19 protein-coding genes are annotated in these 19,348 nt (G+C 72.0%); 13 read left to right on the top strand and 6 right to left on the bottom strand.

What is annotated here, in order from left to right:
* Positions 1–154: 154 nt before the first annotated feature.
* Both ACQB60_RS06675 and ACQB60_RS06670 read right to left on the bottom strand, forming a co-directional pair.
* Entirely contained in the window at positions 155–595 is a 441-nt protein-coding gene (locus tag ACQB60_RS06675) for a hypothetical protein (protein ID WP_496924888.1), read from the bottom strand.
* A 10-nt stretch (positions 596–605) separates the two neighbouring features.
* Positions 606–1,379, bottom strand: a complete 774-nt coding sequence (locus ACQB60_RS06670) for a nucleotidyl cyclase domain-containing protein (protein WP_496924887.1) — start codon at positions 1,377–1,379, stop codon at positions 606–608.
* 195 nt (positions 1,380–1,574) lie between these two features.
* On the opposite strand from ACQB60_RS06670, the gene ACQB60_RS06665 reads away from it, so the two are divergent.
* From ACQB60_RS06665 to ACQB60_RS06635, 7 genes are all read left to right on the top strand, one after another.
* Positions 1,575–2,306, top strand: coding sequence for a Crp/Fnr family transcriptional regulator (locus tag ACQB60_RS06665; protein ID WP_496924886.1), 732 nt, complete (start codon positions 1,575–1,577; stop codon positions 2,304–2,306).
* Between the two features lie 140 nt (positions 2,307–2,446).
* Complete coding sequence (locus tag ACQB60_RS06660) at positions 2,447–4,966, top strand: ATP-binding protein (protein WP_496924885.1); 2,520 nt, start codon at positions 2,447–2,449, stop codon at positions 4,964–4,966.
* A gap of 25 nt (positions 4,967–4,991) precedes the next feature.
* A complete protein-coding gene (locus tag ACQB60_RS06655; RefSeq protein WP_496924884.1) occupies positions 4,992–5,240 on the top strand; it encodes a hypothetical protein in 249 nt (82 codons plus the stop codon).
* 93 nt (positions 5,241–5,333) lie between these two features.
* A complete protein-coding gene (locus ACQB60_RS06650; RefSeq protein WP_496924883.1) occupies positions 5,334–6,497 on the top strand; it encodes an ABC transporter ATP-binding protein in 1,164 nt (387 codons plus the stop codon).
* Between the two features lie 23 nt (positions 6,498–6,520).
* Complete coding sequence (locus tag ACQB60_RS06645) at positions 6,521–7,732, top strand: ABC transporter substrate-binding protein (RefSeq protein WP_496924882.1); 1,212 nt, start codon at positions 6,521–6,523, stop codon at positions 7,730–7,732.
* 3 nt (positions 7,733–7,735) lie between these two features.
* The gene (locus ACQB60_RS06640) at positions 7,736–8,623 is read left to right on the top strand and encodes an ABC transporter permease (protein ID WP_496924881.1); all 888 of its coding nucleotides are present in this window, start codon (positions 7,736–7,738) and stop codon (positions 8,621–8,623) included.
* A 19-nt stretch (positions 8,624–8,642) separates the two neighbouring features.
* Positions 8,643–9,458 (top strand): ABC transporter permease, encoded by an 816-nt coding sequence (locus tag ACQB60_RS06635; protein ID WP_496924880.1) that lies wholly within the window; start codon positions 8,643–8,645, stop codon positions 9,456–9,458.
* 31 nt (positions 9,459–9,489) lie between these two features.
* On the opposite strand, the gene ACQB60_RS06630 is transcribed toward ACQB60_RS06635, so the two are convergent.
* On the bottom strand, positions 9,490–9,927 hold the full coding sequence (locus tag ACQB60_RS06630) for a GNAT family N-acetyltransferase (protein ID WP_496924879.1): 438 nt from the start codon (positions 9,925–9,927) through the stop codon (positions 9,490–9,492).
* 65 nt (positions 9,928–9,992) lie between these two features.
* Here ACQB60_RS06630 and nfi point away from each other — a divergent pair, with 65 nt between their 5' ends.
* Entirely contained in the window at positions 9,993–10,709 is a 717-nt protein-coding gene (nfi, locus tag ACQB60_RS06625; RefSeq protein WP_496924878.1) for a deoxyribonuclease V, read from the top strand.
* The gene (locus ACQB60_RS06620) at positions 10,702–11,217 is read left to right on the top strand and encodes a GNAT family N-acetyltransferase (protein ID WP_496924877.1); all 516 of its coding nucleotides are present in this window, start codon (positions 10,702–10,704) and stop codon (positions 11,215–11,217) included. Before nfi ends, ACQB60_RS06620 begins: the two co-directional genes overlap by 8 nt.
* Before the next feature lie 11 nt (positions 11,218–11,228).
* Here ACQB60_RS06620 and ACQB60_RS06615 read toward each other — a convergent pair whose 3' ends face one another.
* The 3 genes from ACQB60_RS06615 to ACQB60_RS06605 form a co-directional block, all read right to left on the bottom strand.
* On the bottom strand, positions 11,229–12,422 hold the full coding sequence (locus ACQB60_RS06615) for a multidrug effflux MFS transporter (RefSeq protein ID WP_496924876.1): 1,194 nt from the start codon (positions 12,420–12,422) through the stop codon (positions 11,229–11,231).
* 231 nt (positions 12,423–12,653) lie between these two features.
* On the bottom strand, positions 12,654–13,868 hold the full coding sequence (locus ACQB60_RS06610; protein WP_496924875.1) for a saccharopine dehydrogenase family protein: 1,215 nt from the start codon (positions 13,866–13,868) through the stop codon (positions 12,654–12,656).
* A 130-nt stretch (positions 13,869–13,998) separates the two neighbouring features.
* On the bottom strand, positions 13,999–14,448 hold the full coding sequence (locus tag ACQB60_RS06605; protein ID WP_496924874.1) for a 2-thiouracil desulfurase family protein: 450 nt from the start codon (positions 14,446–14,448) through the stop codon (positions 13,999–14,001).
* Positions 14,449–14,600: 152 nt separating this feature from the next.
* Here ACQB60_RS06605 and ACQB60_RS06600 point away from each other — a divergent pair, with 152 nt between their 5' ends.
* The 4 genes from ACQB60_RS06600 (at position 14,601) to ACQB60_RS06585 (ending at position 19,313) form a co-directional block, all read left to right on the top strand.
* Entirely contained in the window at positions 14,601–15,815 is a 1,215-nt protein-coding gene (locus ACQB60_RS06600; RefSeq protein ID WP_496924873.1) for a CaiB/BaiF CoA transferase family protein, read from the top strand.
* The gene (locus ACQB60_RS06595) at positions 15,815–16,840 is read left to right on the top strand and encodes an LLM class F420-dependent oxidoreductase (RefSeq protein ID WP_496924872.1); all 1,026 of its coding nucleotides are present in this window, start codon (positions 15,815–15,817) and stop codon (positions 16,838–16,840) included. The genes ACQB60_RS06600 and ACQB60_RS06595 overlap by 1 nt, the downstream gene beginning before the upstream one ends.
* A 47-nt stretch (positions 16,841–16,887) precedes the next feature.
* The gene (locus ACQB60_RS06590) at positions 16,888–18,030 is read left to right on the top strand and encodes an acyl-CoA dehydrogenase family protein (RefSeq protein WP_496924871.1); all 1,143 of its coding nucleotides are present in this window, start codon (positions 16,888–16,890) and stop codon (positions 18,028–18,030) included.
* A gap of 68 nt (positions 18,031–18,098) precedes the next feature.
* Positions 18,099–19,313 carry an acetyl-CoA C-acetyltransferase gene (locus tag ACQB60_RS06585; RefSeq protein ID WP_496924870.1) on the top strand — a complete coding sequence of 405 codons (1,215 nt, stop codon included), beginning with the start codon at positions 18,099–18,101 and terminating at the stop codon, positions 19,311–19,313.
* The last annotated feature ends 35 nt before the right edge of the window (positions 19,314–19,348 follow it).

The following is a 19,348-nucleotide window of genomic DNA, read 5'->3' as shown; positions in this document are numbered from 1 at the left end:
GGGTCGCGGGGGATCGCGCTTCCGCGGGAGGCCGCGTCTCACGATCTGCGGCACTTCGTCGACGCGGCGCTGATCGCCTCCGGCCTCGAACCGCGCAAGGTCCAGGCCCGCATGCGGCACGGCCGTCGGTCCGACTGTCGGTGTCGGCTCGGGGTCACTCCCGGTCCTGCGGCGCGGGATGCCCGGGTCCGCAGGCGTACTGGGTTCCGTACTGCACCGCGTACACGGTCGCGGAGTCCCGGGCCGTGTTCGTCTGTGCGGGCGCGGTCGCCCGGCCCGGGCCGCGGCCGGTGTCGACGGCGGCGGCCAGCCGCGCGACGGCCTCGCGGCCGGCGGGGTCGTGCCGCAGCAGCTCCGCCAACTCCTGGGTCCAGTAGGCGAACAGCGCGCGTTCTACGTCCTCCGGAGTCTCGGAGCCCCGCACCAGCGCGGCGTTGGCGTCGAGCTGGACCTCAAGGGCGGCCCGGCGTTCGCGGCCGGACCGGCGGAACAGTCCGACGAACGCGTTCCGGGTCTCCTGCCACATGTCGGTGGCCATCGCCGCGACCACGGCGGCGGCACCCGCCTCGGCCAGCACGGCCAGTTCGTCGCTCACGGGCTTCCCCTCACCTCTTGCCGGTGATGCTGATGTGCTGAGTGCCGTTCTGTGTCGCGTAGATGACGCCGTGGCCCGAAGACTTGTTGATCATCCTGGCGCCGACGGGCGGTTCCTGGGCCGCGGGGGAGTCCCCGGCCGGTGCCGGTGCCGGTGCCGGTTCCTGCGCAGGTGCCTGTTCCTCTTGCTCTTCCTGAGGCGCGGGCCGGCCGGGCAGGTGGAGCCATGCGTCGGCGGTGTGTTCCTTCACTGTGAAGGTGACCTTGCGGAAGTCCTCGGGGTACAGGCCGTGATAGCCGTTGCGCACCGTCTCCTCGTAGAAGTGGCGGGACAGCAGCAGCGCGGCGGGCGCCGTCCGGGGCGCGGCGGCCAGGGCCTGCCTCGCGGGCGGAGCGTCGAGCAGCCGGGCCAGCGCCTCCAGGGTGCTGCCGGCCACCTCCCCGTTCGGTGCGAGGTGCACGTCGCCCGCGTGCAGCGCGATGCGGACCCGGATCCTCGTCCGCGGTGCCGCGCCCCGGTTGTGCGTGCGCAGACGCAGCGCGAGTTCATGGACCAGGGGGTGGATCAGCGCCGCCTTACGGGTCCCGGCCGGGGCCGTCACCCGTAGGCCGTCACCCAGGTCGTGCCGCCGGCACGCCTCCCAGTCGATGCCGCTCGCGAGGAACGCCGCACGGAGCATCTCCGCCAGCTTCGCGCGGATCTCCATCAGGGCCGCGTCGCCGCGCTCCGCCGACCGCTCGATGTCCACGGCCAGGATCGCTCGGTACTCCAACTCAGCTTCCATGCGCCCCTCTTCGGCTCGGCGGAGGGCAACCGGATCAGCCCGGACCTGAGTTCAGTGTCCACCACGCACGGGGCGCACAAACCGTAGGAATACAGGGTCCGGCGGAAATTGAGGCCGGTGAAGCCGGTGCGGCACGAGGAGCCGCAGCGCACACTGAGAGCCGGGTGTGTCGCCTGCGCGAGGGAGGGCTCGGCCATGGACACGAAACGTGCTGTGCGCGCACCGGCCGGGCGGCGACCGCGTCAGGAGTGGGCCTGGCCGCCGGCGAGTCTGCTCGGCGGGCTCGGCCAGGACGCCCGCGAACGGCTGTGGGAGCCAGGCGTGTTGGCCCGCTATCCCGCGGACCGGATCCTCATGCGGGAGGCGGACGAGACCGACTTCGTCCTGATCCTGCTCGACGGCGTCGTGAAGGCCACCGGACGCACCGAGGACGGCCGCGACGCGCTTCTCGCCGTCCGGATGGGCGGTGACCTGGTGGGCGAGTTCGCCGCGATGGACGCCCGGCCCCGTTCCGCCACGGTCACGACCTGCGGGCCCGTCATGGCCCGCCGCTTGACCCGCGCGGACTTCCTCGACCGCGTGCGACGCGACCCGCGCGCCTCGGACGCGGTGAACCGGTCCATCGTGGCCAAGCTGCGGACGGCCAACGCCCACCGGGTCAACTTCACCGGATGCGACGTCGCGACCCGGCTGGCCCGGGTACTGCACCACTTGGCGATGACCTACGGGGAGCGAGCCGGGGCAGGAGCGGTGATCCGCTGGCCGATCACCCAGCCGGAACTGGCCACCCTGTGCGGTGCGGCGGAACCGAGCGTGCACAAGGCCCTGCGCAGGCTGCGTGCCCTCGGCGCCGTGTCCACCGGCTACCGCAGCGTGCGGGTCGACGACCTCTCCCTGCTGCGCGCCGCCGCCCACCCCGACATGTGAACCCGCTTGTGCAGAAGCTGTGTTGACGATCCACCAGCATTCCGGAAGCCGTACTTTGATGAAATCCCGGCACGCGCCCGTGGCTAGCGTGACACCGCGAGGCCGGACGTACGGCCCGACCGCCACGACGGGGGGTCCCGATGTCACACGAGGACGAGAACAGAGCGGCAGCGACGACGGACGAGGAGACGGCGGACGAGGAGACGGCGGACGAGGGGCGGGGAACGCCGTCCTCGCCGCGGCACGGTGAAGGACGTTCCGGCAACCGGATCGACATCGACGGAGACGCCTCGGGCCCGGTGATCGCCGGCAACCACAACGTGGTCGTGGACGCCGACCGCGGGTCGACGGTGACACTGCTCGTGGAGGGCGAGCGGCCCCGGCCGGTGCGCCGCCCCCACGTGGCCCTGCTGCCCCGGCGCCAGACCGCACCCCTCGGCCGGGACGCGGAACTGGAACGGCTCGCGGCCGGTGTCCGGGACGGCGGTGTCGTACAGGTGTGGGGTCCTGCGGGGGTCGGCAAGAGCGCCCTCCTGCGGCACGCCGCCCGCACTCTCGAACCCGGACCGGACGGAGTGCTCTTCCTCGACGCCGCCCGGCGGGAACCGGAGGACCTCGCCCAGGACATCTTCGAGGCGTGCTACGAGACCCGGGGTTACGCCCCGTCCGGGCCCGAACTGCGGCACCTCATGAGCGGGATCACGGTGACGGCGTACATCGACAACGCCGATCTCACCGCCGAAGGGCTGTGCACCCTGATGGACGCGGCCCCCGACGCCACCTTCGTCCTCGGCGGCCGGCGCAGGACGCTGCTCGGCGACGGCAGTGCGCTGCGCCTGGCAGGGATCGGCCGGGAGGCCGGACTGGAGCTGCTGGCACGGGAGTTGGGCCGCGCGCTGGGGCCGGAGGGCGAGCGGGACACGGCGGCCGCGCTGTGGGAGACCGCGTCCGGCCGCCCGCTGCTGCTGCTGCGCGCCGCGGCCCTGTCCCGGCTCGACCCGGCGGGCGAGGCGGTCCTGCCGCGTCCCGGCGAGGTCGCGGACCTGCTTCCGCTGCTCTTCGACCGGCTGGACGGCGATCCGCTGCGTGCGCTGTACCTTCTCGCGACCTTCCGGGACGCGGTGCTCGACCCCGTCCACGTCGGTGCGCTGAGCGCCGCACCCGACGCGGCGGCCCTGTGCGCCCGGCTCGCCGGACTCGGCCTGGCCGAGCGCACGGAGGAGGGCTACCGCGTCGTGCCCGACGTCGTTCCCGCGTTGCAGGAGCGCGGCCTCGAACCCTTTGATCTCGAGCGGATCTCCGACCACTTCACCGAGTGGATCGCCCGTCCCGCCACGACGGCCGCCCAGGTCGCGCAGCACGCGCGCGCCCTGGAACTGGTCGCCGAACTGGCCGAGCAGGCCGGGCGGCCCGAACTCGCGGTACGGATCGTCCGAGCCGCATCCCCCGCCCTGGCCCGCTCGCTGCGCTTCGGTGTCTGGGGCCGTCTCCTCGATCTCGGGCTGCCCGCCGCCCAGCGGTCCGGCGACCGGCAGGCCGCGGCGTACTTCACCCATGAGCAGGGCATCCGCAAGCTGCTCACCGGCAACCGGGTCATCGCGGCCGTCCTGCTGGGGCAGGCCGTCGTCCTGTGGCGCCAGCTCGGCGATCTGCACGGAGCGCATGCCGCGACGAGTGCCCAGCAGTACGCGCCGCCGCCCTCCGGGGCCTCGCCGCCCACGGCGCCCCACACGGACGGAGGGGCGGCACAGAGCCTGTCCCCGGGCGGCGGAGGACCCGACCCGGCTTCTGCGCACGCAGGGTCGGCGCACGCCGGGTCGGCACACGGCGCAGGTACACCGGTGGATCCGGGGACGGCGGCACACGGCGCAGGCGCACCGGTGGATCCGGGCAGTGCGGTGCATGGTGCGGGGTCGCCGGTGGATCCGAGTGCGGCGGCACACGGTGTGGGGTCGCCGGTGGATCCGGGGACGGCGGTGCATGGTGCGGGGTCGCCGGTGGATCCGGGGACGGCGGCGCAGAGCGTGGGGACGCCCGTCGACCCGGGTACGGCGGCGCACAGTATCGGGACACCGGTCGACCCCGGAACGGCGGTGCACTCCGCCGGTGTCCACCACGCCGCCGCCCACGCGGCTGCGCCGCACATGAGTGCCGCGGCGGCCACCGGCACCGCCGGAGCGGCGGGAACGGCCGCCGCGGGGACGTCCGTCGCGGCCGCCGCGGTGCTGAAGGTGGTCGCGGTCATCGTCGCCGTCGTCATCGGCGGAATCGCCGTCCAACAGGCGCAGGACTCCGACGACTCCAACGGGTCGACGTCGTCCTCGGGAACCGGTCTCGCCGGGGTGTGGCGGGACGGCAACGGCGGCACGTACGAGTTCAAGGAGACCGGCACGGGGGCCTACTCGCTGAACAGCAAGGACATCTGCGGCAACGACTACAACGAGGAGTTCACCGGCAGCGACGGCACCTACACCGGTGACGGGCCCCTGTACGACTTGAGCAGCGGCTCCTGCGGGTCGCTCATCGGCAAGGTCACCGTGACGATCACGCTCGACTCCGGAGGAGACACCGCCGAGCTCTCCAACGAGCTGCCGCCCGGCAGCGACGACCAGGGACCGTGCGAAAACTGCGGGACGACCACCCTGACTCGCCAGTCATAGCCCGCCGGAACGCGAAGGAGCCTCCATGAGTCACAACAACGTCCGCATCGGCAAGGCGTCGGGCCCGGTCGTGGCCGGTGACGGCAACCACGTCGAGATCCATCACGCGGCACCCGAGCCCGCACCGGCCGAGAGCGGGCCGACGCAGAACAACACGGCCAAGGACCACGGCACCCTCTTCACCGTCATGAAGGGCGATCTGCACGTCCACCAGGACGGCTCCGGAACCTCGGACCAGGGCAAGGAAGAGAACGAGGGCGGGGGTGGGAACTAGAGAACGGCGTGGGTGGGTCCTGTCGGGGTTGCCTCGGGGGTCTTGTGGGTCACTTTGAAGTGTGCATGATCTACGGGGTGGAAGGGGGCGCCCATGGAGCGTGCCGAGCCAGGTGCCGACAAGTCGGGCGGCGACAAGCCGGGCGGCGACAAGCCGGGTGACGGCAGAGCGGGTGGTGGCAAGCCGGAGGACGGCACATCGGGTGGCGGCAAGGGGGAGAGCGCCATCGCGTTACGGGGCTTGCGCAAGACCTTCGGGAGCCTCGACGCCGTCGACGGGATCGATCTCGACATCGCGGGCGGCGAGTTCTTCTCGCTCCTCGGTCCCTCGGGCTCCGGCAAGACCACGGTCCTGCGGCTGATCGCGGGCTTCGAGCCGCCGACCGCGGGCACCGTCTCGCTCGGCGGCCGCGACGTCACCCGGAGCGCGCCCTTCGAGCGGGACGTCACCACCGTCTTCCAGGACTACGCGCTCTTCCCGCACCTCAGCGTGGCGCAGAACATCGCGTACGGGCTGCGCGTCCGCGGCGTCTCGCGGCGTGAACGGGCCGCGCGGGTCGATGAGTTGCTTGCGGGTGTGCGGCTCGAAGGGCTCGGTGGGCGGCGGCCCGGTGAGCTCTCGGGCGGTCAGCGTCAGCGCGTCGCCCTCGCCCGTGCCCTCGCCGTACGGCCGCGCGTGCTGCTCCTCGACGAGCCGCTCGGCGCCCTCGACCTCAAGCTGCGCGAGCAGATGCAGACCGAACTCGCCGCGCTCCAGCGGCAGGTGGGCATCACCTTCGTCCTCGTCACCCACGACCAGGAGGAGGCCCTCACCCTCAGCGACCGCATCGCCGTCCTCCACCGGGGCCGCATCGAACAGACGGGCACGCCCGCCGAGATCTACGAGCGCCCGGCCAGCCCTTTCGTCGCGGGCTTCGTCGGCACCTCGAACCTGCTGACCGGGGCGGCCGCCGAGCGGATCGTCGGCAAGCCCGGCACCTACAGCGTCCGGCCGGAGAAGATCAGCCTCGACGCCGCGACGGGGACCGACCCCCTGGGCGCGGCCGCCGACGTCTGCACGGCCACCGGCAGCGTCGCCGACACCGTCTACCTGGGCGACCTCACCCGCATCCTCGTCGACCTCGACGCCGGGCCCCGCCTCACCGTCGTACGGCAGAACCTGGAGACGTCCTTCGAGGACCTGGCCGCCCTGCGCGGCTCGCGGGTACGGCTCCGCTGGCACCGGCGGCACACCTTCGCACTGACGCAAGCGCCCTGACCCTCCACCCCTCGGGAGTTCACGTGCGTCTCACCCGTACCACCCTCCTGGCCGCGGCGGCGCTGAGCGCCCTGGCCCTCGCCACCGCCTGCGGCTCCTCCGACGACGGGGACGGCGGCAAGCAGCCCGGCGGCCAGGGCTTCACGCCGCCGAAGCTCGCCGCCAAGAAGTCCCTCGGCAAGGGCGAGGGCAAGGTCAATCTCATCGCCTGGGCCGGTTACGCCGAGGACGGCTCCAACGACCCGAAGGTGGACTGGGTCAGCCCGTTCGAGAAGAAGACGGGCTGCCAGGTCAGCACCAAGGTCGCGGGCACCTCCGACGAGATGGTCAACCTCATGAAGACCGGCCAGTACGACGCGGTCTCGGCCTCCGGAGACGCCTCCCTGCGCCTCATCGCGTCCGGCGACGCCGCCCCCGTCAACACCGAACTCGTCCCCCACTACAAGGACATCTTCCCGGGGTTGAAGGGGCAGAGCTTCAACTCCGTGAAGGGCGTCCCCTACGGGATCCCGCACGGGCGCGGCGCCAACCTCCTCATGTACCGCACCGACAAGGTCTCCCCGGCCCCCGACTCCTGGTCCGCCGTCTTCGACGACGCCTCGAAGCACAAGGGCAAGGTCACCGCGTACGACTCGCCCATCTACATCGCCGACGCCGCCCTCTACCTGATGAAGACCGAGCCGGCGCTCGGCATCAAGAACCCCTACGCCCTCGACCAGAAGCAGTTCGACGCCGCCGTCGGCCTGTTGAAGAAGCAGAACGCCGATGTGGGGGAGTACTGGAGCGACTACCTCAAGGAAGTGTCCGCCTTCAAGAGCGGCGACTCCGTGGTGGGCACCAGCTGGCAGGTCATCGTGAACACCGCACAAGGAGAGAAGGCCCCCGTCAAGGCGGTCCTGCCCAAGGAGGGCGCCACCGGCTGGTCCGACACCTGGATGGTCTCCGCCGGGGCGAAGCACCCCAACTGCGCCTACAAATGGCTCGACTGGATCGTCTCGCCCAAGGTCAACGCCCAGGTCGCCGAGTACTTCGGAGAGGCCCCCTCGAACAAGAAGGCGTGCGCCGAGACCGCCGACAAGAAGCACTGCGCCGTCTTCCACGCCGACGACGCCGCCTACTGGAAGCGCGTGCACTTCTGGACGACGCCCATTCCGCAGTGCCTGGACGGCCGCACGGACGTGAAGTGCGTCCCGTACGCCAAGTGGGTCCAGGCGTGGACCGAGATCAAGGGCTGACGCGTGGCCCGTAGGGGCGGGGCGGTCCGTGCCGGGCGCGCGCGGGCCGCAGGGACGCTGCACCGGCGCCCCCGGCTGCGCCTGGCCCTGCTCCTCGGCGCCCCGCTGACCTGGCTCGTCGTCGCCTACCTCGGCTCGCTCGCGGTGCTGTTCGCATCCGGCTTCTGGACCACCGACCCGTTCACGTCGGATGTCGTCAGGTCCTGGTCGGCGGAGAACTTCCGGGCGCTGTTCACGACGGAGGTCTACCGGCGGGTGGCGCTGCGCAGTGTCGGCGTCGCGCTCGCCGTGACCCTGCTGTGCGCCGTCATCGCCTTCCCCGTCGCGTTCTACACGGCCCGCGTCGCCCGCCCCCGGTGGCGGCCGCTGCTCGTCGTCGCCATCCTCACGCCCCTGTGGGCGAGTTACCTCGTCAAGGCGTACGCCTGGCGGGTCATGCTCGCCGAAGGGGGGCCGCTGGACTGGGCGTTGGGCCCGTTCGGCCTCAGCGGCCCCGGCTACGGCCTCACCGCGACCGTCGTCGTCCTGACGTACCTCTGGCTGCCGTACATGATCCTGCCGCTGCACGCGGGCCTCGAACGCATCCCGGACAGCCTCCTCGACGCCTCGGCGGACCTGGGCGCACGCAGCTGGCGGACGTTCCGGACCGTGCTGCTGCCGCTCGCGCTGCCGTCCCTCGCGGCCGGGTCCGTCTTCACGTTCTCGCTCAGTCTCGGTGACTACATAGCGGTGCAGATAGTCGGTGGGAAATCCCAACTCATAGGAAACCTCGTCTACTCCAACATCACGCTGGACCTGCCGATGGCCGCCGCGCTCGGCACGGTCCCCGTCGTGATCATCGTGCTCTACCTGCTGGCGGTGCGCCGTACGGGCGCGCTCAGCAGCCTGTGACGGAGGGGTTCGGCAACCCATGCACCTTTCCAGAACGGCCCGCATCGCGCTGCGCGTGGCCGCGGCCCTCGGCTTCGCGGTGATCTACCTGCCGCTGCTCCTGGTCCTCGTGAACTCCCTCAACAAGGACCGCAGTTCGGGGTGGCCGCCCTCCGGTCTCACCTTCCGCTGGTGGCGCGACGCCTGGCGCAGCAGCGGGGCCAGGGACGCGCTGTGGACCTCGGTGAAGGCGGGCCTCGGTGCGACGGCGATCGCCCTCGTGCTCGGCACGCTCATCGCCTTCGCCGTGGCGCGGTACCGCTTCTTCGGGCGCGAGGCGGTGTCGTTCGCGGTGGTGCTGCCCATCGCGCTGCCCGGCATCGTCACCGGCGTCGCCCTGAACACCGCGTTCCGCACAGTGCTCGAGCCCCTCGGGATCGGTCTCGGCCTCTTCACCGTCGTGGTCGGCCACGCCACGTTCTGCGTCGTCGTGGTCTTCAACAACGTCGCGGCGCGCCTGCGCCGGCTGAGCGGGTCCTACGAGGAGGCGGCCATGGACCTCGGCGCCGACACCTTCCGCACGTTCCGCGACATCACGTTCCCGCTGATGCGGTCGGCGCTCGCGGCGGGCGGGCTGCTGTCCTTCGCGCTGTCCTTCGACGAGATCGTCGTGACGACGTTCACGGCGGGCCCCGGCGTCCAGACGCTGCCCGTCTGGATCTTCTCCAACATGTCCCGCCCCCAGCAGGCCCCCGTGGTCAACGTGGTGGCCGTGGTCCTCGTCCTTCTGTCGGTCCTGCCGGTGTACGCGGCGCACCGGCTGTCCTCGGACACGGCGAGCGGGGGACGGCTGTGAGCTGCACGGCTGTGAGCTGCACGGTTGTGGGCTACAGAGAGCGGGCCATGCCGATCGACTCGGGCGCCGTGTCCCTGAACCCGAACTTCTCGTAGAGGAACCGCGCGTCGCCGTCCGCGATCAGCGAGACATACGCGGTCCTGGGCGCCCGGCGCTCCAACTCCTCGGTGAGTGCGGCCATGACGCGCTTGCCGAGGCCGTGCCCCTGATGATCCGGGTGCACGCAGATGTCGACGATCTGGAAGGCGGTGCCCCCGTCACCGATGACCCGCCCCATCCCGATGGGCTCGCCCTCGTGGTGGACGACCACGCCGTACCAGGTCCCTGGCAGCGCGAGCGCCACGGCCTCGGCGGAGCGGTCGGAGAGCCCGGCCACGGTGCGCAGGCGGCGGAAGGTCTCCACGGAGGGGACGCCCGGGCGCAGCTCGTAGGAGTCACGGCCGCCGTAATGGTCAGTCATGCTATTCATGACTTACATGATAGAGGCATGATCCCCGTACCTGTCCAGAGAAGCCCGTGTCTAGGGTGGGCGGCATGGCGACGACGATCACGGCGATCACGACGATCCCCGAGGGCTGGCCCACCGACGAGGCACGCGCGCGCGTGGTCCAGGACGAACTGCGCGGGGACGTGATCCGCGACGAGACGGGGCCGCTGCCCGGCGCCGGCACGGTCACCGGGGTCGACGTGGCCTACGACGACGAGCGCGACGTGGTGGCCGCCGCGGTGGTGGTCCTGGACGGGGCGAGCCTCGACGTCGTCGAGGAGGCGACCGCGGTCGGCCGGGTCGCGTTCCCTTACGTGCCGGGCCTGTTGGCGTTCCGCGAGATCCCCACGGTGCTGGCCGCGCTCGGCTCCCTCACGGCGGACCCCGGCCTTGTCGTGTGCGACGGCTACGGCCTCGCCCACCCCCGCCGCTTCGGCCTCGCGAGCCACCTCGGCGTGCTCACGGGCCTGCCCACGATCGGGGTCGCAAAGAACCCCTTCACTTTCACGTACGGGGAGTTGGGCGCCGCGCGGGGGAGTGCGGCGCCCTTGGTGGACTCGGGCGAGGAGGTCGGCCGCGCGGTGCGCACCCGCGAGGGCGTGAAGCCGGTGTTCGTGTCGGTCGGCCACCGCGTCGCCCTGGACAACGCGGTGGCCCACACGCTCCGTCTGACCCCGCGCTACCGGCTTCCGGAGTCGACGCGGAGGGCGGACGCGCTGTGCAGGGAGGCGCTGCGGGAAGCGACCGGGCGGGCCGATGCCTGAACTGACCGCGCCCACCACCGACTTGCACTCCGCCTGGCTGGAGGCGCGTGCCGACTGGGGTCCCGGCCTCCACGAGGACGGATTCGGCCTCGGACCGTGCGACGAGGTCGACTCGGCGGACGGGTTCGCGGCCTGGGTGGCGAGACTGGCAGGCGCGGCGGCTCCCGAAGCGGTGGCGAGCGGCCAGGGGTGTACGTATCGGTGGATCGTCGAGGGCGGCCGGGTGCACGGCGGGATCGCGCTGCGCCACGGGCCCGGCGACCACGTCCGCCAGTTCGGCCACATCGGCTACGGGATCCGGCCGTCCTCCCGCCGGCGCGGGCTGGCCACCTGGGCCCTGGGCCGGATGCTCGACCAGGCGCGGGAGCTCGGTCTGGACCGGGTGCTGCTCGTCTGCGAAGTGGACAACCTCGCGTCGGTGAAGACGATCGAGCACCACGGTGGTGTCTTCGAAGGCATCGAGGACACCGAACACGGCCCGGTGCGGCGTTACTGGATCACCGTCTAGGCAGGGGTTGTTCAGGGTGCGGTCGCGACCGTGGCCGCACGGTCGCTCGCCCTCGTCAGGCCCAGCAGGACAAAGGCCAGCGCAGCGGAGAGCGTCATGCCCGCGAACATGGGCAGTGCGCTGTGGTCGCCGCCGAGGCCGACGAGTGGGGCGGCGATGGCGCTCAGGATGCTCTGGACGGTGCCCAGCAGGGCGGAGCCGGTTCCGGCGGCGTGCGGGATGCGTTCCAGGGCGAGCGCGGCGGCGTTGATGGTGACCAGGCTGATGCCGACGAAGGTGACGTAGAGCAGGGCCAGTACCAGGGGGAGGGCGAGGCGGTCGGCCAGGGTGAGGGCCAGCAGGGCGGCGGAGCCTGCCAGCATCACCACGAGGCCGGTGCGCAGCAAGGCCCTGGGCGTGAAGCGGCCGACGAGGCGGGTGACGCCGAGGCCGGAGACGACACTGACGGCGCCGACGGAGGCGAAGGCGGCGGAGGTCCGGCCGACGCTCAGGCCGAGGAGGTTCTGGAAGAGGAAGGCCGCCCCGCCCAGATAGCAGAAGAGCACGGCCAAAGCCATGCCGAAGCAGAGCGTGTAGCCCAGGTAGGGGCGGTTGGTGAGGACGTCGCGTACGGCGTGGATCGTTGCTTCGGCGCCGCCGGTCCGGCGTCGCTCGCGCGGGAGTGTCTCGGGTATCGCGAACACCGCCCCGAGCAGGGCGAGCAACGTGGTGGCGGCCAGAACCCAGAACACCGCGCGCCAGCCGGCGCTCTCGATCACGACGCCGCCCAGCACCGGCGCGACGGCCGGGGCGACACCGAGCAGGGACATCAGGATTCCCAGGAGCCTGGCCGCCTTCTCACCGGTCGCCACGTCGGAGACGACGGCGCGGCCGATGACGACCCCGGCGGCGCCGGTGAAACCCTGCAGAAAGCGCAGGGCCACCAGCACGCCGAGCGAGGGCGCGAGCGCGCACGAGGCGGTGGCGACGACGCAGGCGGCCGAGCCCACCAGGATCGGCAGGCGCCGCCCGAGCCGGTCCGAGAGCGGCCCGAGAACCAGCTGGCCGAGGCCCATGCCGACCAGGAACGTGGTGAGAGTCAGCTGGACACCGGAGGCGTCGGTGCCGAGGTCTCCCGTCATCTGGGGGAAGGCGGGCAGGTACATGTCCGTGGCCAGCGGCATCACGAACGAGAGCAGCACGAGGGCCGCCGTCATCACAAGCATGGGGAAACTCCGACGAAGGAACACACGCAGCCGGGCGACGGCACGTCAACAGCCCGGGCTGCGTGGTCCTGGGGGCGGTCGATCCTCGTGGGTCGCTTGATCACGACCGTACGGAGAAGAGACCGGGCCCCACGTCGGTCCAGAGCCTGGAACGGCAACCTCCGCTGGGCCTACGACCAGGCGTCAGATCGACCGGAGGCCAAGCCGACCAGAGGTCAGGCCGACCAGGGGTCAGCGGACCGATGCCACCCGGAACTGCATCCCCGCCGCCCTGAGCCGCTCCAGGAGCGCGTCGCCCATCGCCACCGCCGGGGTCAGCTGGCCCGCCGTGGGCGGCAGTTTGTCGAGGGCCAGGGAGAGTGCGGCCTCGGCGAGGATCTTCGCCGTCTCGTCGTAGCCGGGGTCGCCGCCCGACACCTCGGTGAACACCCGCTGGCCGCCGCCCTCGCCGACGAACCGGACCGAGAACCAGGTGCGCGCCCGGCGCTCCGCGCTCGGCCCCTCGCCCGGCTTGAGCCGCCCGGACAACCAGCGCCGCACCGGGGGCACTTGGGCCGCCGCGAGGACGGTGCCGAGCGCGGCGGGGGCGCCGAGGGCGACCGGCAGCGACTTCACGGAGGCGTAGTGCCGGTAGCGGAAGTCGGGGCCGTAGCGCTCCAGGGCGCGCGCCGAGCGCGCCACCACCTGGGGGTCGATGGTCGGCAGCGGCAGCGCCCAGGTGCCGACCTCGGCCGCGAACCGCGGGGTGCCCGCGGGGGCGGACACCTTGCGGCCCACCACGCGCGGCTCATGACGGCGCCGGTCGCGCGCGGCCGCCATCATCTGCCGCCCGCGCGACGCCTGGGTGAGCGCGGAGGCGAACGTGCCACCGGAGAAGCGGCCGTTGGTGCGCACGAAGCCGTCCACGCGCAGCGGCACGTCCTCGGGAAGCTGCTGGACCGTGAAGTACGCGCCCAGGTCGTGCGGCACCGAGTCGAAGCCGCAGGCGTGCACGAGCCGCGCCCCGGTCTCCCGCGCGCGGGCGTCGTAGCGCACATACATGAGGTCGACGAACTCGGTCTCGCCCGTGAGGTCCAGGTAGTCGGTGCCCGCGTCCGCGCACGCGGCCACCAGCTTCTCCCCGTACGTCAGATACGGGCCGACCGTCGTGGCCACCACGCGCGCGTGGGCGGCCAGTTCACGCAAGGAGTCCTCGTCCCCGACGTCCGCGCGGACGAGCGGGAGGTCCGCGCAGGCGGGCGAGATGCGGGCGAGCCCCTCCCGGAGCCGCTCCAGCTTCGCCGTGTCCCGCCCCGCGATCGCCCAGGTCAACCCCTCGGGGGCATGCGCGGCGAGATACTCCGCGGTGAGCTTCCCGACGAACCCGGTCGCTCCGAAGAGGACCACGTCGTACGTGCGCTCCGTCGCGCCCGCTTCGCCCTTGTCGCTGCCGTTCTGACTGCTCATGGCACCTCTCCGTGGTACGCCGCGCCGTTGTCGGTGGCCGAGGCTAGCGTGAGAGGCGGAGCCGGACACCAGGAGGTACCCATGGCCGTCTCAAAGAGCGCGTCGCACGGCGACCCGCTCACACCTCCTGTCACACCCCCGGTGCCGGCCGCACTCTGATCCCGTTGCGCTCAAGAAGCGCCGCCGTCACCCCGTCCCCGGCGACCAGCACCCCGCCGAACGACCCGTCGTGCACCGCCCCACGCCCGCACGACGGACTGCGCGGCATCAACAGGGCTTCCCCGCAGCCCCCGTTGCGCGCCGCCGCGAGGGCGCGCTCCGCGCCCGCCACGAACGCGGCGGTGACATCGCACCCCGTGTCGTCGACGACCCGCGCGCGGCCGTCCAGGACGTCGTGCCCGTCGCCGTCGACCAGTTCGGCGGGGCGGCGCGGCGTGGGCAGGCCGCCCGCCGCCTCCGGGCAGAAGGAGACCACCTCCCGGCCCGCCACGGCCTCGTCCAGCTGAGCCGACTCCTTGTCGCGGCCGTCGTAACGGCACGGCACCCCGCGAAGACACGCGCTGACCAGTACGGAACCCATGCGCCGAGGCTATCCGCACGCACGGCTGTACGAGAATTGTCTAAGCGCTTGCTCGCCAGGGGCTTGTGCGGAGTGGAACGCGTTCTTAGCATCACTGGTGTTACATCAGTTGTGTCACAGATGCCGGAGACGGTCGCAGCGCTGGGGGCTCAATGGCAGTGCCAGGCAAGGGCGTTCAAGGTGGCGGTCACGGTCCGCTCGCCGGGGTGCGCGTGGTGGAGCTCGCGGGGATCGGGCCCGGCCCGTTCGCGGCGATGCTCCTCGCCGACCTCGGCGCGGACGTGGTGCGCGTCGACCGCCCCGGTGGCGGCGGGCTCGCCATCAACCCGCAGTACGACGTCACCAACCGCAACAAACGCTCCGTGATCGTCGACCTGAAGGCGCCCGGAGGGCCCGCCCGCGTCCTCGACCTGGTGGAGCGCGCCGACGTCCTCATCGAGGGCTACCGCCCCGGGGTCGCCGAGCGCCTCGGCGTCGGCCCCGAGGAGTGCGCCGCCCGCAACCCCCGCCTCGTCTACGGCCGGATGACCGGCTGGGGCCAACAGGGCCCGCTCGCCCAGAGCGCCGGGCACGACATCGCCTACATCGCCGTCACCGGCACCCTCGGCATGATCGGCAACCCCGGTGAGCCGCCCGCGATCCCCGCCAACCTCGTCGGGGACTACGCGGGCGGCTCGCTCTATCTGGTCGTCGGCATCCTCGCCGCGCTGCACCACGCGCGCGAGAGCGGCCGCGGCCAGGTCGTGGACGCCGCGATCGTCGACGGTGCCGCCCATCTGTCCGCGATGATCCACGGCATGCTCGCGGCCGGCGGCTGGCAGGACCGGCGCGGCGCCAACCTCCTCGACGGCGGCTGCCCGTTCTACGGCACCTACGAGACGGCCGACGGCCAGTACATGGCGGTCGGCGCCCTTGAGCAGCAGTTCTACGACGAGTTCATCGCCCTCCTCGACCTCACGGACACCGCGCCCGCCCGCAAGGACCTGGCCGCCTGGGGCGACCTGCGCGAGGCCGTCGCCGCCCGCTTCAAGTCCCGTACGCGCGAAGAGTGGACGGAGGTCTTCGAGGGCTCGGACGCCTGCGTCGCCCCCGTCCTGTCGCTGCGCGAGGCCCCCGGGCACCCGCACCTCGCCGCCCGCGCCACCTTCACCGACCACGGCGGCATCACCCAGCCGGCGCCCGCGCCCCGCTTCTCCGCGACGCCCACGGCCGTACGCACCGGACCCGCCCAGCCCGGCGCCGACACCGAAGAGGTGGCCCGCGACTGGGGCGTGCCGGGCCTCGCCGAGGAAGCCGACGGGCACCGCGAGGAAGGCGACCGTCACACCAAGGAAGCCGACGGCCCCACCAAGAAGGACGGCAGCTGATGGAGCTCTCCACCCCGCTCGCCTACGCAGGCGACCCGCGCGCCGCCGCCGACGCGGTCGCCGCCCTGGAGCCCGCGGGCCTGGACGCCGTCTGGGTCGCCGAGGCGTACGGCTTCGACTCGCCCACGATCATGGGCTATTTGGCGGCCCGCACCGAGCGCATGAAGATCGGCGCCGGGATCCTCAACGTCTACTCGCGCACCCCCGCCCTCATCGCCCAGACCGCCGCCGGGCTCGACGCGATCTCCGGCGGGCGGGCCATCATGGGGCTCGGCGCCTCCGGGCCCCAGGTCGTCGAGGGCTGGCACGGAACGGCGTACGACAAGCCCCTGGGCCGCACCCGCGAGGCTATCGAGCTGACCCGGCGCATCCTGCGCCGCGAGGTCATCGACCACCACGGCATCACCGACATGCCGCTCCCCGCGGACCAGGGCCTCGGCCTCGGCAAGCCCCTGAAGATCCTCACCAGGCCCGTACGCCCCGAAGTGCCCCTGTACGTGGCCTCCTTGGGGCCCGCCAACGTCCGGATGACCGCCGAGATCGCCGACGGCTGGCTGCCCACGCTCTTCATCCCCGAGAAGGCCGGGCAGGTGTGGGGCGGCGCCCTCGCGGAAGGCACCGCGAAGCGTGACCCCGCGCGCGGGCCGCTGCAGACCGTCGCGGGCGGACTGCTGGCCATCGGCGACGACGCGGCGGCCGCGCGCGACCTCGCCCGCCCCCAGATCGCCCTCTACGTAGGCGGCATGGGCGCCAAGGGGAAGAACTTCTACAACGACCTGGCGGTGGCCTACGGCTACGAGAAGGAGGCCACCCGCATCCAGGAGCTCTACCTCTCCGGGAAGAAGAAGGAGGCCGAGGCCGCCGTCCCGGCCGAGTTCTGCGAACTCATGTCGCTGTGCGGGCCCGAGAGTTACGTCCGCGAGCGCGTCGAGGCGTTCCGCGCGGCGGGCGTCACGATGCTCAACGTCATCCCGGTCGGCCCCGACCCCGCCCGGCTCATCGCCACCGTCAAGAGCTGGCTCTAGCGTCCGCACCGTCCCGCGCACCCCAGGTCCCAGGAGGCCACGTACCGATGAAACGGCAGCTCTTCTCCGCCGAGCACGACGCGTTCCGCGAGACCGTCCGCACCTTCCTCGCCAAGGAGGTCCTGCCGCACTACGAGCAGTGGGAGAAGGACGGCATCGTCTCCCGGGACGCGTGGCTCGCGGCCGGCAAGCAGGGCCTCCTCGGCCTCGCCGTGCCCGAGGAGTACGGGGGCGGCGGCAACGCCGACTTCCGCTACAGCGCCGTGCTCGCCGAGGAGTTCACGCGCGCGGGCGCCGCCGGCCTCGCCGTCGGTCTGCACAACGACATCATCGGGCCCTATCTGACCTCGCTCGCCACCGACGAGCAGAAGCGGCGCTGGCTGCCCGGCTTCTGCTCCGGCGAGATCATCACCGCCATCGCCATGACCGAGCCGGGCGCGGGCTCCGACCTCCAGGGCATCCGCACCTCCGCCGAGGACAAGGGCGACCACTGGCTGCTCAACGGCTCCAAGACGTTCATCTCGAACGGGATCCTCGCCGACCTCGTCATCGTCGTCGCCAAGACCACCGCCGAAGGCGGCGCCCACGGGCTGTCCCTCCTGGTCGTCGAGCGCGGCATGGAGGGCTTCGAGCGCGGCCGCAACCTCGACAAGATCGGCCAGAAGTCCCAGGACACCGCCGAGCTGTTCTTCAACGACGTACGCGTCCCCAAGGAGAACCTCCTCGGCGAGCTCGACGGCGCCTTCATCCACCTGATGACGAACCTCGCCCAGGAGCGCATGGGCATCGCCGTCGCCGGGATCGCCGCCGCCGAGCACCTCCTGGAGATCACCACCCAGTACGTGAAGGAGCGCGAGGCGTTCGGGCGGCCGCTCGCCAAGCTCCAGCACATCCGCTTCGAGATCGCGGAGATGGCCACCGAGTGCGCCGTCACCCGAACGTTCCTCGACCGCTGCATCGAGGACCACTCGAACGGGGAACTCGACGCGGTGCACGCCTCCATGGCCAAGTGGTGGGCCACGGAGCTGCAGAAGCGGGTCGCGGACCGCTGTCTCCAACTGCACGGCGGCTACGGCTACATGACCGAGTACCGCGTGGCGAAAGCCTTCACCGACGGCCGCATCCAGACCATCTACGGCGGCACGACCGAGATCATGAAGGAGATCATCGGACGTTCCCTCCTCGGCTGACCCACGGCCCCCGGCCACCCCTCGGCCACCCTCCGGCCCACCCCCAGAACACCCTGAAAGGCTCTCGCGTGACCACCGAAGCGTACGTATACGACGCGATCCGCACCCCGCGCGGACGCGGCAAGGCCAACGGCGCCCTGCACGGCACCAAGCCGATCGACCTCGTGGTCGGCCTGATCCACGAGATCCAGGCCCGCTTCCCGACCCTCGACCCGGCGGCCATCGACGACATCGTGCTCGGCGTCGTCGGCCCCGTCGGCGACCAGGGCTCCGACATCGCGCGGATCGCCGCCATCGCGGCCGGACTTCCGGACACCGTCGCGGGCGTCCAGGAGAACCGCTTCTGTGCCTCCGGGCTCGAAGCGGTCAACCTGGCCGCGATGAAGGTCCGTTCGGGCTGGGAGGACCTCGTCCTCGCCGGTGGCGTCGAGTCGATGTCGCGCGTGCCCATGGCCTCCGACGGCGGCGCCTGGTTCGCCGACCCGATGACCAACTTCGACACCGGCTTCGTGCCGCAGGGCATCGGCGCCGACCTCATCGCCACCATCGAGGGCTACTCGCGGCGCGACGTGGACGAGTACGCGGCGCTGTCCCAGGAGCGCGCGGCCGAGGCGTGGAAGGACGGCCGCTTCAAGAGGTCCGTCGTGCCCGTGAAGGACCGCAACGGCCTCGTCGTGCTCGACCACGACGAGTTCATGCGCCCCGGCACCACCGCCGACTCGCTCGCCAAGCTGAAGCCGTCCTTCAAGGACATCGGCGACCTCGGCGGCTTCGACGCGGTCGCGCTGCAGAAGTACCACTGGGTCGAGAAGATCGACCACGTCCACCACGCGGGCAACTCCTCCGGCATCGTGGACGGCTCCGCCCTCGTCGCCATCGGCAACAAGGAGGTCGGCGAGCGCTACGGCCTCACCCCGCGCGCGCGGGTCGTCTCCGTGGCCGTGTCCGGCTCCGAGCCCACCATCATGCTCACCGGTCCCGCGCCCGCGGCCCGCAAGGCCCTCGCCAAGGCGGGCCTGACCATCGACGACATCGACCTCGTCGAGATCAACGAGGCGTTCGCGGCCGTCGTGCTGCGCTTCGTCAAGGACATGGGCCTGTCCCTGGACAAGGTCAACGTGAACGGCGGCGCCATCGCCATGGGCCACCCGCTCGGCGCGACCGGCGCGATGATCCTCGGCATCCTCGTCGACGAACTGGAGCGCCAGGACAAGCGGTTCGGCCTCGCCACGCTGTGCGTCGGCGGCGGCATGGGCATCGCCACCATCGTCGAGCGTCTCTGACCGTCCATCCCGGCACACCCCTTTACGGAGTATCA

The organism is Streptomyces odontotermitis, assembly GCF_050510915.1.
Classification (GTDB): Bacteria; Actinomycetota; Actinomycetes; order Streptomycetales; family Streptomycetaceae; genus Streptomyces.
This window is presented reverse-complemented; position numbering and strand designations above follow the sequence as displayed.

What these genes read in the sequence shown, in the direction of transcription:
- ACQB60_RS06670 (WP_496924887.1), bottom strand. Translation starts at nt 1,379, where the DNA reads ATGGAAGCTGAGTTGGAGTACCGAGCGATCCTGGCCGTGGACATCGAG.
- ACQB60_RS06665 (WP_496924886.1), top strand. Translation starts at nt 1,575, where the DNA reads ATGGACACGAAACGTGCTGTGCGCGCACCGGCCGGGCGGCGACCGCGT.
- ACQB60_RS06660 (WP_496924885.1), top strand. Translation starts at nt 2,447, where the DNA reads ATGTCACACGAGGACGAGAACAGAGCGGCAGCGACGACGGACGAGGAG.
- ACQB60_RS06655 (WP_496924884.1), top strand. Translation starts at nt 4,992, where the DNA reads ATGAGTCACAACAACGTCCGCATCGGCAAGGCGTCGGGCCCGGTCGTG.
- ACQB60_RS06650 (WP_496924883.1), top strand. Translation starts at nt 5,334, where the DNA reads ATGGAGCGTGCCGAGCCAGGTGCCGACAAGTCGGGCGGCGACAAGCCG.
- ACQB60_RS06635 (WP_496924880.1), top strand. Translation starts at nt 8,643, where the DNA reads ATGCACCTTTCCAGAACGGCCCGCATCGCGCTGCGCGTGGCCGCGGCC.
- ACQB60_RS06630 (WP_496924879.1), bottom strand. Translation starts at nt 9,927, where the DNA reads ATGAATAGCATGACTGACCATTACGGCGGCCGTGACTCCTACGAGCTG.
- nfi (WP_496924878.1), top strand. Translation starts at nt 9,993, where the DNA reads ATGGCGACGACGATCACGGCGATCACGACGATCCCCGAGGGCTGGCCC.
- ACQB60_RS06620 (WP_496924877.1), top strand. Translation starts at nt 10,702, where the DNA reads ATGCCTGAACTGACCGCGCCCACCACCGACTTGCACTCCGCCTGGCTG.
- ACQB60_RS06615 (WP_496924876.1), bottom strand. Translation starts at nt 12,422, where the DNA reads ATGCTTGTGATGACGGCGGCCCTCGTGCTGCTCTCGTTCGTGATGCCG.
- ACQB60_RS06610 (WP_496924875.1), bottom strand. Translation starts at nt 13,868, where the DNA reads ATGAGCAGTCAGAACGGCAGCGACAAGGGCGAAGCGGGCGCGACGGAG.
- ACQB60_RS06605 (WP_496924874.1), bottom strand. Translation starts at nt 14,448, where the DNA reads ATGGGTTCCGTACTGGTCAGCGCGTGTCTTCGCGGGGTGCCGTGCCGT.
- ACQB60_RS06600 (WP_496924873.1), top strand. Translation starts at nt 14,601, where the DNA reads ATGGCAGTGCCAGGCAAGGGCGTTCAAGGTGGCGGTCACGGTCCGCTC.
- ACQB60_RS06595 (WP_496924872.1), top strand. Translation starts at nt 15,815, where the DNA reads ATGGAGCTCTCCACCCCGCTCGCCTACGCAGGCGACCCGCGCGCCGCC.
- ACQB60_RS06590 (WP_496924871.1), top strand. Translation starts at nt 16,888, where the DNA reads ATGAAACGGCAGCTCTTCTCCGCCGAGCACGACGCGTTCCGCGAGACC.